Annotated in this window: 15 protein-coding genes; 10 read left to right on the top strand and 5 right to left on the bottom strand. The window is 54.9% G+C overall.

Annotated features, from left to right (window positions below):
- Positions 1-23: 23 nt before the first annotated feature.
- The 3 genes from recO to B051_RS0103220 form a co-directional block, all read right to left on the bottom strand.
- Positions 24-734 (bottom strand): DNA repair protein RecO, encoded by a 711-nt coding sequence (gene recO / locus B051_RS0103230; protein ID WP_018476742.1) that lies wholly within the window; start codon positions 732-734, stop codon positions 24-26.
- Positions 735-908: 174 nt separating this feature from the next.
- The gene (locus tag B051_RS0103225) at positions 909-1,502 is read right to left on the bottom strand and encodes a thymidine kinase (RefSeq protein ID WP_026236157.1); all 594 of its coding nucleotides are present in this window, start codon (positions 1,500-1,502) and stop codon (positions 909-911) included.
- Positions 1,503-1,662: 160 nt separating this feature from the next.
- The gene (locus tag B051_RS0103220; RefSeq protein ID WP_018476740.1) at positions 1,663-1,983 is read right to left on the bottom strand and encodes a 2Fe-2S iron-sulfur cluster-binding protein; all 321 of its coding nucleotides are present in this window, start codon (positions 1,981-1,983) and stop codon (positions 1,663-1,665) included.
- A 34-nt stretch (positions 1,984-2,017) separates the two neighbouring features.
- Here B051_RS0103220 and B051_RS0103215 point away from each other — a divergent pair, with 34 nt between their 5' ends.
- The 5 genes from B051_RS0103215 to B051_RS22370 all read left to right on the top strand — a co-directional run bounded on the left by B051_RS0103215 (position 2,018) and on the right by B051_RS22370 (position 6,141).
- Positions 2,018-3,130, top strand: a complete 1,113-nt coding sequence (locus B051_RS0103215) for a hypothetical protein (RefSeq protein ID WP_018476739.1) — start codon at positions 2,018-2,020, stop codon at positions 3,128-3,130.
- A gap of 320 nt (positions 3,131-3,450) precedes the next feature.
- Positions 3,451-3,837 carry a hypothetical protein gene (locus B051_RS0103210; protein WP_018476738.1) on the top strand — a complete coding sequence of 129 codons (387 nt, stop codon included), beginning with the start codon at positions 3,451-3,453 and terminating at the stop codon, positions 3,835-3,837.
- Positions 3,838-4,192: 355 nt separating this feature from the next.
- Complete coding sequence (locus tag B051_RS0103205) at positions 4,193-4,666, top strand: hypothetical protein (RefSeq protein ID WP_018476737.1); 474 nt, start codon at positions 4,193-4,195, stop codon at positions 4,664-4,666.
- Between the two features lie 121 nt (positions 4,667-4,787).
- Positions 4,788-5,780: an AAA family ATPase gene (locus B051_RS0103200; protein WP_018476736.1), complete on the top strand. Its 993-nt coding sequence runs from the start codon at positions 4,788-4,790 to the stop codon at positions 5,778-5,780.
- 175 nt (positions 5,781-5,955) lie between these two features.
- A complete protein-coding gene (locus B051_RS22370; protein WP_157578481.1) occupies positions 5,956-6,141 on the top strand; it encodes a hypothetical protein in 186 nt (61 codons plus the stop codon).
- 168 nt (positions 6,142-6,309) lie between these two features.
- Here B051_RS22370 and B051_RS0103190 read toward each other — a convergent pair whose 3' ends face one another.
- Complete coding sequence (locus tag B051_RS0103190; protein WP_018476734.1) at positions 6,310-7,665, bottom strand: hypothetical protein; 1,356 nt, start codon at positions 7,663-7,665, stop codon at positions 6,310-6,312.
- A gap of 39 nt (positions 7,666-7,704) precedes the next feature.
- The gene (locus tag B051_RS0103185) at positions 7,705-10,503 is read right to left on the bottom strand and encodes a TonB-dependent receptor (RefSeq protein ID WP_018476733.1); all 2,799 of its coding nucleotides are present in this window, start codon (positions 10,501-10,503) and stop codon (positions 7,705-7,707) included.
- Positions 10,504-10,928: 425 nt separating this feature from the next.
- Here B051_RS0103185 and B051_RS0103180 point away from each other — a divergent pair, with 425 nt between their 5' ends.
- The 5 genes from B051_RS0103180 to pstB all read left to right on the top strand — a co-directional run bounded on the left by B051_RS0103180 (position 10,929) and on the right by pstB (position 15,789).
- Positions 10,929-12,116 (top strand): porin, encoded by a 1,188-nt coding sequence (locus B051_RS0103180; RefSeq protein ID WP_211214312.1) that lies wholly within the window; start codon positions 10,929-10,931, stop codon positions 12,114-12,116.
- Between the two features lie 106 nt (positions 12,117-12,222).
- Positions 12,223-13,218: a PstS family phosphate ABC transporter substrate-binding protein gene (locus tag B051_RS0103175; protein WP_018476731.1), complete on the top strand. Its 996-nt coding sequence runs from the start codon at positions 12,223-12,225 to the stop codon at positions 13,216-13,218.
- Positions 13,219-13,291: 73 nt separating this feature from the next.
- Positions 13,292-14,167, top strand: a complete 876-nt coding sequence (pstC, locus tag B051_RS0103170) for a phosphate ABC transporter permease subunit PstC (RefSeq protein WP_018476730.1) — start codon at positions 13,292-13,294, stop codon at positions 14,165-14,167.
- Complete coding sequence (pstA, locus tag B051_RS0103165) at positions 14,160-15,017, top strand: phosphate ABC transporter permease PstA (RefSeq protein ID WP_018476729.1); 858 nt, start codon at positions 14,160-14,162, stop codon at positions 15,015-15,017. The genes pstC and pstA overlap by 8 nt, the downstream gene beginning before the upstream one ends.
- Before the next feature lie 7 nt (positions 15,018-15,024).
- Positions 15,025-15,789 carry a phosphate ABC transporter ATP-binding protein PstB gene (gene pstB / locus B051_RS0103160; RefSeq protein ID WP_018476728.1) on the top strand — a complete coding sequence of 255 codons (765 nt, stop codon included), beginning with the start codon at positions 15,025-15,027 and terminating at the stop codon, positions 15,787-15,789.
- The last annotated feature ends 20 nt before the right edge of the window (positions 15,790-15,809 follow it).

Below are 15,809 nucleotides of genomic sequence, written 5' to 3'. Positions count from 1 at the left end.
CTGACATCGCCCTTCCTGGTTTATCAGCTCAGTACTTCTGACAAGACAGCCAGTGACTTAATCTCGCCGAGTCGCTCCACGTGCAGCTGGTAGTACCGAATGAGGATAGAGAGCATCTCGCGGCGCACCTTGCCGTTGGGTATAGTCGTTTGTCCAGGTGTGCGCAGCAGCTGGTGGAAGTATACCTCATAGGCCTGCAGCGCCAGCACAGGCGGCGCCCCGGTGTTGGACTGCGCGTTGGCTGAAAAGGCCACCTGCTCAATGATTTCGGCGCCATTGCTCGGGCCAAAGCCCAGGTGGTGGCTCAGGTGCAGCAGGAACACCAAGTGGAAGTTCTCGAAATGCTCCTGCTGCTCGTCAAACTCTATAATAGCATTGTAAAGGAAATGGAACAGCTGCGGGTTCTCCTCCTCCTCTTTAATGGTGCGCGACACCATCTCCGACAGAAACAACAAAATGCTGCTCTTCCGGATGTCGAAAGGTATGGAGGAGAAAGGATGGGCGCTCTTGTACTCGGATATGCGCGTGAGGCCGCCTTTATGGGAGGTATACACCACCATGTCCAGCAGCATGAAGGGCTGGAACAGCGCAATGCGAGAGCCCGGGGTTTTCTTGCGCACACTGTTGATGATGTACGACTGCACCCCCAGCTGCTCCGTGTATACCTTGGTGATGATGGATGTCTCGCGGAACTTGATGTAGTTCAGCACGATGCCTCTTGTCTTGACTAGCATTTACTCCAGTACGGCTATTTTGGTGATACAGGTATACCTGCCATCTGGGCAGATTCAGGTATAGGTATACGCAAGCGAAAGTTCCAATCCACTGCAGGCAAAAAGAAACACAAAGCAGAAGACTTGGGTTGCACCTGCCTGGTCTCTGCGAACAGGTATAGCAAGGAACGTTTCTTACTGCTTCTGCTTCATGCCCTCCACAAAGCAATGGCGGCAACGCGCCTCGTAGGAATCCGTCTCACCCAGCAGCACCTGCTGCTCTGAAACTGCGCTCCGGAAGGAGTAGGTAGCAATGTCGCCGCACTGCACGCAGATGGCATGCACTTTGGTCACGTATTCGGCCACCGCCATAAGGGCCGGCATCGGCCCGAAGGGCTTGCCCAAGTAGTCCATGTCCAGGCCGGCGGCTATCACACGCACGCCGCTGTTGGCCAGCTTCACGCATACCTCCGCCAGGCCCTCGTCAAAGAACTGCGCCTCGTCTATACCTACCACGTCGCAGCTGCCGCCCAGCAGCAGCATGTCCTGCGCAAAATCAATGGGCGTAGAGCGGATGGCGTTGGCGTTGTGCGACACCACGTCCTCGTCATGGTAGCGTTTGTCCACGGTCGGCTTGAATATCTCCACCTTCTGCTTCGCGATTTTGGCCCGGTTCAGCCTTCGGATGAGTTCTTCCGTCTTGCCCGAGAACATCGACCCGCAAATCACTTCTATCCATCCTCTTCTTATTGCGTGGCTTTTGTTTCCAACGCGCGGTTCTATAAACATCTACTCTCTTAAATAGCTGTATTGCTAAATTGTTGATTGGTTGTATTGTCGAATGGTTAAATAGCTGACTGCTGGATGCGCGATTCGGACATGTCACGACTTGCCCCCAACCTCTCTCCTATATCTTCTCAACTTTATAACTCCTAAACTCTCAAACTCACTAACTGTACTTCATGTGCGGCAGCATGGTCTGTCGGGGCACCTTTCCTACGGCATCTCCAGTTTCCAATGTACACTGGCAGGTCAGTCTTTCGTTACTCTTGAGGCGGCCGTTGGCGCGGTAGCGCTCTTCGGGAGCCGTCAGAGCTCCAAAATGCTCCAGCCCTCCCTGCACAATGATGCTGCAGGTGGTACAGCGGCCCTTGCCTCCGCAGGCATGCATCCAGTCTATGCCATCGGCCTGCAGCGCCTTGAGCAGCGTCTGCCCCGGCGCCACCTCCACCTGACGATTGTGCAGGTTTTGCACCGTTATCTTTGGCATATTATTTATAACTTTACGAGAGAAAGCGACACCAATGGAAGACAAATATAATCAATTACGCCTGGAACGTTACAGCAAAGAGCTGGCAAATCTGCTTTGTGACCGCCACTTTGCCAACCATGACACCATCAACGGCCCGCAGCTGATAGGCTTTACGCCGGTCAAGCAGGTCAACCTGTTCGTGATAAAGGAGCTGCTGCTCAAGTGGCACCACGAGATGGCCAACCTCCGCAGTCCCTACTTCGATTATGAACACGAAGAGGTGAAAGAGGCGCTGCTGCACTTCATGAACATCCTCTCACGCAAAATCCTCATCAAGCGCAACGCCTTTGAGCCCCTGCTGCAGAAGGCCATCTACGACACCTTCCTGCTGAAGCTGGACCCTGTGGCTACCTTTGAGGAGAAGTTTCTGCGCATACAGGAGGAAATCACAGTACCCAAGCTGCAGGAGAACCTCAAGTACATCGACCTGGACAAGCAGTTGTTCGCCGGCTTTGTGGGCACGCTTTCTCCGTCCAACCGCGACCGCGACTACATCCTGAGCCGCTTCCGGCTATACCTGAACGCAAACCAGCAACTTGCCGCTCCACTCTCCGGACTGGTGGCTACCTTCAACAGCATACTGCCCATCAGCGAGCAGGAAATATGGCAGTATACGCCTGCCCCACAACCAGCTGCCTACGCCGCGGCCAAACCAACGCCTGCCGCCCCCGAAGAGGAGAAAGACGTGGTGGCTCCCATACACATGGCACAGCGTGAAGCCTCGGCTCCAGTGGCGACAACCCCTAGGCCGGCCGCCGCTCCTGACGGGAGCCTGAACGAGCGCTTCCGGGCTGCGGAACGCCCCACCATGAATGAGCGCTTCACCAAACCGGCCTCCGCCTCCATTGCCGATTCGTTGGGCAACCGCAAAATTGAATCGCTGAAGAATTCCATTTCCATCAACCAGCGTTTCAGCTTCATCAACGAGCTGTTCGAGGGCGACAACATGACTTACTACCATGCCATCCAGAAGCTGGACGAGTACAACAACCCCGAAGAGGCCAAGCGGTACATCATGCACGAGCTGGCCCCCCGGTATGACTGGAGCAAAAAACAGGACAACGTGAGCAAGCTCATCCGCCTGATAGAGCGTAAATTCGCCTAAGCATACCCGAACCTATTAAAAGCCCCTGCCCAACCGGTTGAGCAGGGGCTCTTCGTTTTAGATAGGTATAGCCTTTACGGTCAGCCTGCTAGCGGATGACCGGAGATAGCCGTTTTCCTCCTCAAAAAAAATTAGAGCCAACAGCCTGCACAGACATTGCAAATAAGCTTTCTAAGCGTTATTTATGCAGTTTCATAACTATCTGGGCGTGTACAAAGTGCTGTTTTTCTGAATCTGTTACGGCTCAAAACAGTATACCTTATGCAGCACCGGGTGAGAAGCAGTGCGTACAATATATTTACTTAACCTTATTACCAGCCATGAGAGACGATTTCGACTACGACGAAGACTTGAATTTTAACTTCGATGATGAAGAAGAGGAGGATGACTTCGGAATGACTTTCGAGGAGGACCTATACCTGATGATACGAGAGAAGCTCCGCGACACCATCCAAGAATTCAAAGGGGAGTTCCCGGCCCTCAAGAAACTGGAGACGCACGTGACAAGCTTCAAGGTGAACGCCAAGAACACAGACGATTCCAAGTTTTACCCGTTGGCGGCCAAGCTGCTGAGCGAGCACATCAAGCCGCTCACCCAGGATTCCGAGGAGATATTGGAGATTTACGAGAACATGCAATCGGACATCGGTCGTTTCAAGAACCAGCGCGCCCACGGGCACGAAGGCGAATTCTATCTGACGGCATAAACTTTGCTTAACATACTTTATGAACAAAGCCACCCTATGCTATAGCAGGTGGCTTTTTCTATATATAAGTATTTTATTCTTAAAATATTATACATAAAAGCAAAACAGGCAGAATTTTTGTTATCTAAGCCAATGAGTTAGCCGTACTATAGTACACCAAGTCGCAAAGTATGACTTTACAAAGACTGGGTTTTGTTGCTTTCGCAGAAGAATTATTATTTTTTATCTTTGTCCCGCTATACATGCAACCATTTGGTGGTTCCTGGAATCTTGGACATAGAAAACACCATATAAAGCTGTGATACACTCGCTACGCCTACACACGAAACTAAACAAACTTAATACTCCATCCGGTATGGCAGTAACAAAACTACTTGATGGGGAGAGGTACCTTATCCAGACAGTGGATAAGAAGCTTACCTTAACGACGCACCGTGTGATACAGCGGGAGAATAACTGGTTTGTGCGCAGCTGCAAGTCTATCATGCTCGAGGACATCGAGTCGTGGCAGATAAAGGCCACTGGCAAACCGCTTTACCTGGCAGCCAGCCTCGCCACGGCGCTGTTCGTCTACTTTAACGACTCCTTCGCGCTCCTGAGCGGCTTCTTCCTGATGCTCTACCTCATGACGCGCCAGCACCGCATCCACATCATGTCACCTTACACAGTCATGGTACTTCCTATTGAGGAGGTGGAGGAGAACCGACTGAGCAGCATGGTGGAACTGGTACGGCAAGCCAAGCGCGACCGCATGGAGGTGCTCCGGCGACAGGAAGTCGTCAATACCCCAGCCCCGGCTTTTGAGACATCCCATAGAAAGAGCGCCTGAAGGCGCTTTTTTGGTTTTTACCCCTCCCTTGCCTCCTCTCCTGCTGCAGACAACTGTGCAATTAATTGCTCCCAACCCTTTCAATCGCTATATTTAGGCGCTCTTAACGCATTTGTATCGTATGCCAGCAGAAGAATTAGTGTATCCGGATAGGGTGAAAGACCATCAGCAGAAGATAAAGCAGGTGTTTCAGGAAGTGGGGAAGGTTGTGGTGGGGCAATCCTATATGGTGAACCGCCTGCTCATCGGGCTGTTCACGGGCGGTCACATCCTGCTGGAGGGCGTGCCCGGCCTGGCCAAGACGCTTACCATCAACTCGCTGGCACGCGCCCTGCGCCTGGACTTCCAGCGCATCCAGTTCACTCCCGACCTGCTCCCCGCCGACCTCATCGGCACCATGATTTATAACCAGAACGCCTCCCGCTTTGAGGTGAAAAAGGGCCCTATCTTTGCCAACCTGATACTGGCCGACGAAGTGAACCGCTCGCCTGCCAAGGTGCAGTCGGCCCTGCTGGAGTCGATGCAGGAGAAACAGGTGACGATTGGTGAGACTACCTTTAAACTGGACCTTCCCTTCCTGGTGCTCGCCACTCAGAACCCGGTGGAGCACGAAGGTACCTACCCCCTACCCGAAGCCCAGGTGGACCGCTTCATGATGAAAGTATACATCGACTACCCTAAGAAGTCAGATGAACTGGAGATTATGCGCCGCATGGCCAACATGGCCTTCAACGACAACGTGGCCAAGGTGCTTTCCAAAGAGGACATCTTCGCCATCCGCAGCGAGATAAACCAGGTGCAGATATCGGAGACGCTGGAGAAGTACATCATCGAGTTGGTGTTCGCCACCCGCCGCCCCGCCGAGTACGACCTCAATGAGTTTGCCGAGTACATCCAGTTCGGGGTTTCGCCGCGCGCCAGCATCGCCCTGAACCGCGCCGCCAAGGCCGTGGCTTACTTTGATGACCGCGACTACGTACTGCCCGAGGACATCAAGGAAGTGGCGCACGATGTGATGAACCACCGCATCATCCTTAACTACGAAGCGGAGGCCGACGGCATCCGGACCAAAGACTTCATCGAGGCGGTCCTGCGCAAAGTGCCCATCAGCTAAGCCCTATCTGAACCCCGTTCTCTATACCTGACTGCCATCCCAGACTGGTTGGTGTGATTGTCTATACCTTCCGCATCAAAACTACCTGAATTGTACTGCCGTACTGCTAAGACCTGTTTTGCCTCTGTTGTGGCGATGCAGGTCTTACAATTTTCCACAGACTAAGGTATAGACGATGCTACGAGGTTTATTCAAATTCTGGATGCTAAGTAAGTTGTTCGGCAGCAGAGGCGGCGATGGCAGGGGCCGTGGTCGTGGGGGCTGCGGCGGTATAGGCTGTCTCGGCATCATCCTGCTGGCCATCCTGGCTTACTTCCTGTTCCAGTACCTGGGAGGTGGCGGCACTGCAACCGACTTTTAAGGTATAGCAGCCAGGTATGACCGCCCAGGTATAGCGTTTAAGGTATAGTACAAAAAAGACCCGTCCTCTCGGGACGGGTCTTGGCGCAGGGCGGGAGACTAAGCCGCCCCACTAGCGATTGCAACAGCAGTTCTCACCCATACTTGCGCAATCCATATCCTATGGCCTCTAGTAAGCCGTGTTCATTGGGTCGAAGTTAGCCCAGCCGGCAGTCCAGTCTTCTGCACCGAAAGCTCCTCTGAAGGCCACTTTGTCGAAGAAGCTGTCCATCCCTTCGAAGCTGGCACCGCTCTGTAGGCCATTGCCTGTCAAGGCCGGGCGTGAGGTCTGGCTGAAGCCCCCGCTGATGTTTAGCGAAGCGTTGTCGGCTACCACGCTGTTGCCTTTAGCAGCTGCGTTGTACCAGCCTGCCACGTCAAACGTGCTGCCGCTCTCCACAGACAAGGTCGTGTTAGCACCAGAAATCACTGTGTTCTTGATAGCCAGTGAGCCTGCCGTCGCATTCGCCTGTGACTTGGCGCCATCCAACAGCAGCCCTACCGGCCAGCCGGCCACCAGGGAGTTGTGCAGCTGTATGTTGCTGTTGCGGCGGATGTGCAAACCGCGGCCGTAGTTGGCGCTGTGCGTAGTGGACTCATTGGCTTTCGGGCCGAACAGGCTTACGTTGGAGAAGATAGCCGAAGTCTTTGGCGTGGCGTCAGAACCCTGCGCATCGCCGTCCGATTCAAAGCCATTGGACTTGGAAGCATCCGCCAGGTTCGGGTCGGATATACCCAGCAGGAACTGCAGCTTACCGGAGTAGCCGTTGTCTGTGTCGAACATATCGTCCACAGTCTTGTAGGCAATCAGGTGCTTCATGTTCACGTTGCCACCGAACATCTCAAAGGAGTCATCGCCGCAATAAGAAACCTGTACGAAGTCAATGGTGGTGCCGGAACCTACGCCACCCAGCGTCAGGCCGTTGATTTCGTTGTCTGGCTGGAAGGCTATACCTGGGAACTCGATGCGCACATACTTCATCACGCCGGAGTTGTCGTTGGCATTCGTGCCGCCGTACTCCCTATCCACGCCGCCTTCAATCTTGGCTTTGTCGCTCACCAGGTTGGTAGGGGCCGCACCCAGTATAATCACGCCTCCCCAATCGCCTGGGGCACGCTTGCCGGCCGGCTGCGCCGAGGTGAACACAATGGGCTTCTGGGCTGTGCCCTCCGCCATGATTTTGGCGCCTCTCTCAATAATCAGCGTCGCCTTGGAGTCTTTGTCGCCCATGATGATGGTGCCTGGCTCAATGGTGATCGTAGCGCCCGGCTTCACGTGTACGAATCCCTCCAGCAGGTACTTCTGGTTGGCCTTCAGGGTAAAGTTCTCCTCTGTAGACCCAGAGAGGGCAGTCATGCCGTTTTTCTGTGAGGTGGTAAACACGGCCCCTGTAGGCCCCCCTCCTCCATTGTCATCGTCTTTGTCGCAGGCAAAGAAGGTAACTGCCACAATTGCTACGAATAGCAGATTTACTAGCTTTTTCATAAGTTGTTTTTAAAAGTGTTGGTTAGTTTTTTTAGTTAATTAGAATTTGTAGCTCACGCCCAGGGTGCTGTAGGTGCCCCGGTTGAACTTCTGCACCGTCTCGTCCACTGAGCCTATCTTGCCGTCGCCGTCCGAGTCCTGTATCAGGTGCACGCTCTGGTTGAGCAGGTCCTGTATCCCGCCTTTGATTTCGAAGTTGCGCCCGAAGCTCTTGGTCACCGAGAGGTCCACAAGGTGGCGCGGCATCTCATACACGGTCGGGTTGGCGTAGGAGCCCACCACAAAGATGCGCTTGCCCACCACGTTGTAGAGCAGGTTCACCTGCAGGCCGCTTGGCTCGTCCTGGTAGTACAGGCCGGCGTTCAGCACGTAAGGCGACTGCCCCATCATGGGTCTGCTCCCGCTCTGGCCGATGGCTCCCTGCCCCAGCTTCACGTCGCTTCGGATAAGGGCGGCGTTCAGCACCAGCGTCATGTTCTGGATGAAGCGTGAGCCGGACAGGTCGAGCAGGGACTTCCGCACTTCCGCCTCCAGGCCGTAGCTGGTGGCGTTGTCGGCGTTGCCGAAGGTGATGGCGTTGCCGATGTTGGTCACCTCGAAGTAATTCTCTATCGGGTTCTGGAAATACTTGCCGAACACACCCAGCGAGAGCACCTCCGTCGGGTTGGGGTAAAACTCATAGCGCAGGTCGGCATTGTAGATGGTCGGCGTCTTCAGGGCCGGGTTGCCCGATATTTCAAAGAGACTGTTGAAGTCAAAGTAGGTGAACGGAGCCAGTTCGCGGAATTCAGGGCGGTTGAGGCTCATGCTAGCCCCGGCACGCACCACCGAGCGTGGGTTCAAGATATAGGTCAGGTTGGCGGCGGGCAGCACACGCAAAATCGGATTGCTCACCTCAATGCTAGCCCCACCCAGTCGGCGGGTGCTCAGTTCCTGCAGGTTGTACTCCACACGTGCGCCCCCTGCCACGGAAAGTTTAGCACCCAGAGGCGTGGCTCCGCCGATGTAGCCGGCTACCATGGTGTTGGAGGCGGTATAGGTATCGCTTGGGTTGGTGCCCTCAGTGATTACAAGCCCTGACTGCGGGTTGATGTTGCCTGGTGCGAATACTTGGTCCAGCGGCTGGAAAGGAATCTGCTGGTCAAACAGCTCCGTGTTGGCCGGACGGTAGGAGAAGAAACGGGCGTTGAAGTCACGGTCCTTGCGCTCGGCATAGAAGCCGACTCTTACTTTAGGAGCGTTCTCTGAGGTGGAGTCAGCCGGGTTGAAGCGGTGCTCCAATTGGCTGTTGGCAGTATAGGTGCGCTCGTTCAACTCGGAGTAGAAGCGACCGGCGTCTGCCAGGCTGGGCGTCATCTTGAAGGCCACGGCATAGGGTTCATTCGTGCCCATCGGGCGCTGCGTCCGCACCCTCCGGAAGTCGGGTTCGTCGCGGTTAGTGTAGGTATAGCCGCCCGTCCAGGTGAGGGTCGTCTTCTCGTCGCGCGAGTCGTGCGTGCCCTGCAGGTTGCCTTGGTAGATGGTGCGGCTCAGGTAGCGGAGCGAGGTGTTGCGCTGGTCCAGTTGGTTGAAGTTCTCGGTGCCGCTCCGCTCCAGCACTTCGCTCTGCCCCAACTGCACAAACATGTTCCGAAACTCCAGCTTGTTGTAATTGTTTAATCGGGCGGACCAATTGTGTATGGCCGACAGGCGCACATTCTGTGTGGAGATGTCATCGCGGTAGTCAAGTCCTACGGTGCTTCGGCCCAGGCTGGGCTCAAAAGATTCGTAGCGGGTGCGGCGGGCGTTGTCCAGAAAGGTGCGGGTGTTGCTGTAAGAGATGGCCGTGATGTTGCCGAAGCGCACGTTGCCGATGTCAAACCGCCTGGCTAAGTCTAAGGAGGCGCGCAGGTCAGGTATAGCCGTGGTGTTCTGTGGCGCCCAGGTGTTGGGCAACTGGCTTCCGAGGCGAGCCAACTCCTCGGTGTTGCCGGAGCTGATGTAGTCCGGGAAGTTGGAGGGCAACTGGCGCTGTCCGTTGTCAAAACCTAGGAAATCCGTCTCACTGCCCGTGTAGGTCTTGAATCCACGCAGCGTGGTGCCGGAGCGGAAGGAGGAAGAGAGGCTGAAGCTGGTGCGGTTCTCATCCACGAGATTCTTGGTGTATACCTTGATGACGCCGCCCCCGAACTCGCCTGGCAGTTCCGGCGAGCCGTTCTTGTAAATCATGATGCGGTCTATCACGCTGGTGGGCAGGATGTCGAAGGAGAAGGATTTGGCGTCCGGCTCGGTGCTGGGCGCCAGCACGTCGTTGAGCATCACCGTGTTGTAGCGCTCGTTCATGCCCCGGATGACGATGTAGCGGTCGTTCATGATGGTGACGCCCGGTATACGCTTCACCGTCTCGGCCGCGTCCCGGTCCAGCGACTTGGCTATCTGCTCCCCCGAGGCGCCGCTCACCACCACCTCGCTCTGCCGCATGCTCTCCATCAGCGCCAGGTCTGTGTTGGTCTGCCGGGTGCCTACGATGGTCACGGTCTGTATCTCGGTGCTGTTCTGCTCTATCTGTACATCAAGCGTGGTGGTTTTCCCCGGCTCTATCTTGATGTTGGTGTGCTCCGTTGGCTTGTAAGAAAGCGAGGTGATGGAGATTTGGTAAAGGCCGGCGTCAAGCGGGAGGCTATACCTTCCGTCCACGTCTGTCGCGGTACCCTTGGAGGAGCCTTTGATGAAGACAACGGCTCCGATGATGGACTCACCACTTGTTTTGTCTGTTACTGTTCCTGAGAGGGTGCCCTGTTGGGCAAAGCCGCAAACCGCAGTGGCCAGGATGGTGAGAAGTGTTAGAAATGATTTCATGATGCTTACTAGTTCTTAGTCTCGCTGCAAAAGTAGACCAAGCCCTTTAAGCCAAGATTATCCCCCCATTACTAAACTGTTAAAGATTGGAACCATTTGTTAAGCCTTTGTTAAATGCAATGCTCAGCACCACCCGCCATACCTTATATAGCGTAATAGTGCGCTGCGTGCGGCAACCAACCACCTCCTCCCGCTGCGGCAGCAACACAGCTGTTTAGTTAACAATATCGTAATGTACCCTTAACATACAGGTAATACTGTCTTGGTTATTTTGCAGTGTGGTTCTGAGAGAGCGGCAGGAGCCTGACTAACTTCTGCCTGGACGGACCTAAAAACCCGGGCGCTGGTGTAGACTACCAATGTCCAACTTACCAGACACAATTTCTGGTATTAGTGTATTTCTCACCCTAAACTAATTCAGCATTGTGAATTCGAACTTCAGAACGGGATTGCTTGTGTTCCTTCTTTTTGCCTGCTATACCTCCAGCACACAAGCCCAAACAATCAACAATACACGATTTGGCAAAGGACTTCAGTTCATAGCAGCGGACTCTTCTTTCAGCCTTAAGGCTGGCGTGCGCTTCCAGACACTCTACCAGGGTGTGAGCAACCCCGATACGAAGGATTGGGACGACCGTTTCCTGATTCGGCGTGCCCGCCTGAAGTTCGAGGGCTTTGCCTTTTCACCCCGGCTGGAGTACAAGATTGAGCTCGGTCTGAGCAACAGCGACATCGGCAGCGACATTCCGGACCAGACCAACAACGCGGACAACATCATATTGGATGCGGTGGCCCGATGGCAGGTAGCGCCCGGGCTCCAACTGTGGGTAGGCCAGACCAAACTTCCGGGTAACCGGGAGCGCGTCATCTCTTCCCAAAAAATGCAGTTCGTGGACCGCAGCCTGCTCAACTCCCGCTTCAACCTGGACCGCGACGCCGGCCTGCAGCTCCACCACGAGCACCAGCTCGGCCAGGTGGTGCTTCGTGAAGTCGGGGCCATCTCAATGGGAGAAGGGCGAGATATTACTGTGAACAACACGGGCGGCTATAGCTACACAGGCCGGTTTGAGGTATTGCCTTTCGGCGCTTTTGAAGGGGAAGGCGACTACGTGGGCAGCGACATTTCCCGTGAGCAGACTCCTAAGCTGGCCTTGGCCGCATCCTACGACTTCAACGACGACGCCATGCGGGAGCAGGCGCAGCTGGGCGATTATCTGAGTGCCCCACGCGACCTCCATACCTGGTTTGTGGATGCCATGTTCAAGTACAAGGGCTTCTCCAGCATGGCCGAGTACGCCCACCGCCGTGCACCGGACGGAGCCGTCGTCGCCAGAGACGAGTTTGGCGGCGTGACAGAGGCCTTCACAACCGGCAATGCCTTCAACATACAGGCGGGCTACCTCCTCCCAACCAACTGGGAAATAGCCGGCCGCTATACAGAATACACGCCCACGGCAGCTACCGGCCAGCGCGACCAGCAGCAGTATACCCTGGGTCTATCCAAATACATAGTAGGGCATTCCCTGAAAGTGCAGAGCGATGTGTCCCTGCTGCAAGAGGCCAACCAAGCCGACAGGACGATGTTCAGGCTTCAGTTGGAGGTTGCCCTGTAAACCAGGCAAGGCAAACAAAACACCTTACCACCAGAACAGTATAAGACAGTATTTTAGATAGTGATTATTTAATAAACCAACCACCTCAACACGAAAAACCAACCGTATGCTATACCTCACATCTTCAATTTCAAGACTCGGCGCAGCCCTTGCATTGGGCGGCACTTTGCTGCTGACCGCCTGCGGTGGCAACCAGGAAGGCGGCAGTGACCTGACCGGCTCCATCCAGATTGACGGCTCCTCTACGGTATACCCTATCACGGAGGCCGTGGCAGAAGAATTCCGTGCAGAAGCACCGAAAGTACGCGTCACCGTGGGTGTCTCCGGCAGCGGCGGCGGATTCAAGAAGTTCTCCCGTGGCGAAATCGACATTACCAACGCATCTCGTTCCATAAAGGAATCTGAAGCCGCCGTGGCCAAAGAAAACAGCATCACCTACCTGGAGCTGCCTGTGGCCTTTGACGGCCTCACCGTGGTGGTGCACCCTGAAAACGACTGGGTAAAGGACATCACGGTGGCGGAACTGAAAAAAATGTGGGAACCTGCCGCACAGGGCAAAATCAAGAAATGGAACCAGATACGCCCGGAGTGGCCTGACAAGGAGATACATCTTTACGGCGCAGGCGTTGAATCAGGCACCTACGACTATTTCACCGAAGCCATTGTAGGCGAAAGCCACGCCAGCCGCGGCGACTATACCGCCAGCGAGGACGACAACGTGCTGGTGCAGGGCGTATCGACTGACCCACTCGCACTCGGTTTCTTCGGGTATGCTTACTACGAGGAGAACAAAGCAAAGCTCAAGGCTATACCAGTAGACGACCAGAACGAAGAGAACGGAAAAGGCGCCATCATGCCGAGCATCGAAACGGTGAAGGACGGCACCTACGCGCCCCTTTCGCGTCCGCTCTTCATCTATGTGAATTCCAAGGCTGTCGCCCGCCCGGAAGTGGTGGAGTTCGTGAACTTCTACCTGGACAACGCCGGTGCCCTGAGCGAAGAAGTAGGTTACATTTCTATGCCGGACGAACAGTATGAGGCACAGAAGAAGAAGTTCCAGGAATTTGCTGCCGGCACACCTGTGGCTGCTGCCCAGCAATAGCATATTGAAGAAAGAATCAGCACCCGCTGCGCCTCCTGAGGGGGATGCAGCGGGTGCATAAAGCGTAAGCACCTTGAGAGTACAAGAGCGAATTATTGAAGGCCTGCTGCGGCTGTCCGCTGTAATAACCATCTTCATCACGGCAGCCATTATCTGGGTTCTGCTGTCAGAATCGATTAGCTTTTTCAGCGAGGTTTCCATCATCGATTTCCTGACAGACAAGCAGTGGACACCGCTGTTTGCCGAGAAACACTTTGGCATACTTCCGCTGGTGGCAGGCACCTTCCTGACCACGGCCATCGCCATTGCCGTGGCGCTGCCCATCGGCCTCACCATTGCCATCTACCTGAACGAGTATGCTCCTGCCCGCTTCAAGAAAACCGTGAAGCCGCTGCTCGAAATCCTGGCCACCATCCCGACGGTGGTGTATGGCTTCTTCGCCCTGACGGTGGTGACTCCATTTCTGCAGACGATTATACCTAACCTGGCGGGCTTCAACGCCTTGTCGGCAGGTATGGTGATGGGGGTTATGATTATACCCATGATTTCCTCTCTCAGCGAAGATGCCATCAGCGCCGTGCCGCGCTCGCTGCGCGAGGCGGCGTATGGCATGGGCTCCACGCGCTTGCAGACCGCCTTTGGTGTGATGGTGCCGGCTGCCTCCTCCGGCATTGTCGTGTCGGTCATCCTGGCTATATCCAGAGCAGTGGGCGAGACCATGCTCGTGGCCATTGCCGCCGGGCAGCAGCCCCGCCTCACCTTGGACCCCACCGTGCCCATCGAGACCATCACCACCTACATCGTGCAGGTGAGTCTGGGCGACGTTCCGCACGGGTCGCTGGAGTACAGGACCATTTTTGCGGCGGGCATCACCCTATTTGTTTTCACATTCGCGCTGAACAACCTCAGCTTCTGGATTAAGAAAAAGTACCAGGAAAAATATGACTAACTCAGAGAAAAATAGGCTAAAGGATAAGGCCTTCCAGGTGTTTGGCGTGTTTTGCACCTTCATTGGTCTGGTTGTGCTTGCCATCTTTCTTATCGATATCCTGATAGAAGGCTTCACGCGCATTGATTGGGAGTTCCTGACCAACCTGCCTTCCCGCAGAGCGAGCCGCGCCGGTATACTCACGGCCTGGGTCGGCACCTTCTGGATACTCATACTGACATCGGTAATCGCTTTCCCGCTGGGTATATCGGCCGGCGTATACCTGGAGGAGTACAGCAAAAAGAACAGGCTCAACAGCTTCCTGGAAGTCAACATCGCGAACCTGGCGGGTGTGCCCTCCATCATCTATGGTCTGCTGGGCCTCGAGATTTTCGCACGGGTGATGGGCCTGGGCGGTAGCCTATTGGCCGGTGCGCTGACCCTGTCCCTGCTGGTGCTCCCCATCATTATTGTGACCACCCGCGAGGCCATCAAAGCTGTGCCTCGCAGCATACGCGACGCTTCTTATGCGCTGGGCGCCTCCAAGTGGCAGACCACCTGGAACCAGGTACTGCCGGCATCGTTTGGCGGTATATTGACAGGTATCATCCTAGCGCTTTCCAGGGCGGTGGGCGAGGCTGCTCCCCTTATTGTGATTGGCGCCTTGGCCTATGTGCCGTTTGTACCGACCTCCCCTACCGATGAGTTCACCGTACTTCCAATCCAGATATTCAACTGGACATCCAGGCCGCAGGCAGACTTCCTGGTGAATGCGGCCGCCGCTATTATAATACTTCTTTTAATTACCTTTATCCTGAACGGCATTGCTGTATACTTGCGAAACAAGTGGCAGAACAAAGTCAAATGGTAACGCAACCATGAGTAAGAAATTCTATAAACTAGAGTCAAAGAACCTGAACGCCTTTTATGGCTCCTTCCACGCGCTCAAAAACATCAACATGGCTATGGAGGAGAAGGCTGTCACGGCTTTCATCGGCCCTTCGGGCTGCGGCAAGTCCACGTTTCTGCGCACCCTCAACCGCATGAACGACTACATCGACGGCTTTCGGGTGGAGGGCGACATCCTGCTGGACGGGCGCGACATCTACGGCCGCGACGTGCGCGTAGACGAACTCCGCAAAGAAGTAGGCATGGTATTCCAGAAGCCTAACCCATTCCCGAAAACAATCTTCGAGAATGTAGTGTACGGCCTTCGGATTCAGGGTATCAAAGACAAAAGGGTGCTGGCGGAGACCGCTGAGAACTCGCTGCGCCAGACGGCGCTTTGGGAAGAGGTGAAAGATAAGCTAGACCAATCTGCGCTGGCGCTCTCCGGTGGACAGCAGCAGCGCCTCTGCATTGCGCGAGCGCTTGCCATTTCGCCTTCGGTTATCCTGATGGATGAGCCTACGTCTGCCCTTGACCCCATCTCCACTGCCAAAATTGAGGAGCTGATTTACGAGCTGAAGCAGGCCTACACCATTATCATTGTGACGCACAACATGCAGCAGGCAGGCCGCGTTAGCGACTACACGGCCTTCTTCTACATTGGTGAACTCGTGGAGTATGCCAAAACAAAGACCTTGTTCACCAGCCCGAAGCACGAGCGCACGCAGAACTATATCACAGGCCGTTTCGGGTGATTCCTATACCTTGATTTCCA

Source organism: Pontibacter roseus DSM 17521, assembly GCF_000373265.1.
GTDB lineage: Bacteria > Bacteroidota > Bacteroidia > Cytophagales > Hymenobacteraceae > Pontibacter > Pontibacter roseus.
Note: the sequence above shows the minus strand (reverse complement) of the source record. Positions and strands in the feature narration are given on the sequence as shown.

Excerpts from the sequence above, each read along its gene's own strand:
- pstB (WP_018476728.1), top strand. The coding sequence starts at position 15,025 with ATGAGTAAGAAATTCTATAAACTAGAGTCAAAGAACCTGAACGCCTTT.
- B051_RS0103220 (WP_018476740.1), bottom strand. The coding sequence starts at position 1,983 with ATGCCAAAGATAACGGTGCAAAACCTGCACAATCGTCAGGTGGAGGTG.
- B051_RS0103210 (WP_018476738.1), top strand. The coding sequence starts at position 3,451 with ATGAGAGACGATTTCGACTACGACGAAGACTTGAATTTTAACTTCGAT.
- B051_RS0103205 (WP_018476737.1), top strand. The coding sequence starts at position 4,193 with ATGGCAGTAACAAAACTACTTGATGGGGAGAGGTACCTTATCCAGACA.
- B051_RS0103175 (WP_018476731.1), top strand. The coding sequence starts at position 12,223 with ATGCTATACCTCACATCTTCAATTTCAAGACTCGGCGCAGCCCTTGCA.
- B051_RS0103185 (WP_018476733.1), bottom strand. The coding sequence starts at position 10,503 with ATGAAATCATTTCTAACACTTCTCACCATCCTGGCCACTGCGGTTTGC.
- B051_RS0103200 (WP_018476736.1), top strand. The coding sequence starts at position 4,788 with ATGCCAGCAGAAGAATTAGTGTATCCGGATAGGGTGAAAGACCATCAG.
- B051_RS22370 (WP_157578481.1), top strand. The coding sequence starts at position 5,956 with ATGCTACGAGGTTTATTCAAATTCTGGATGCTAAGTAAGTTGTTCGGC.
- B051_RS0103190 (WP_018476734.1), bottom strand. The coding sequence starts at position 7,665 with ATGAAAAAGCTAGTAAATCTGCTATTCGTAGCAATTGTGGCAGTTACC.
- B051_RS0103225 (WP_026236157.1), bottom strand. The coding sequence starts at position 1,502 with ATGTTTATAGAACCGCGCGTTGGAAACAAAAGCCACGCAATAAGAAGA.
- B051_RS0103215 (WP_018476739.1), top strand. The coding sequence starts at position 2,018 with ATGGAAGACAAATATAATCAATTACGCCTGGAACGTTACAGCAAAGAG.
- recO (WP_018476742.1), bottom strand. The coding sequence starts at position 734 with ATGCTAGTCAAGACAAGAGGCATCGTGCTGAACTACATCAAGTTCCGC.
- pstA (WP_018476729.1), top strand. The coding sequence starts at position 14,160 with ATGACTAACTCAGAGAAAAATAGGCTAAAGGATAAGGCCTTCCAGGTG.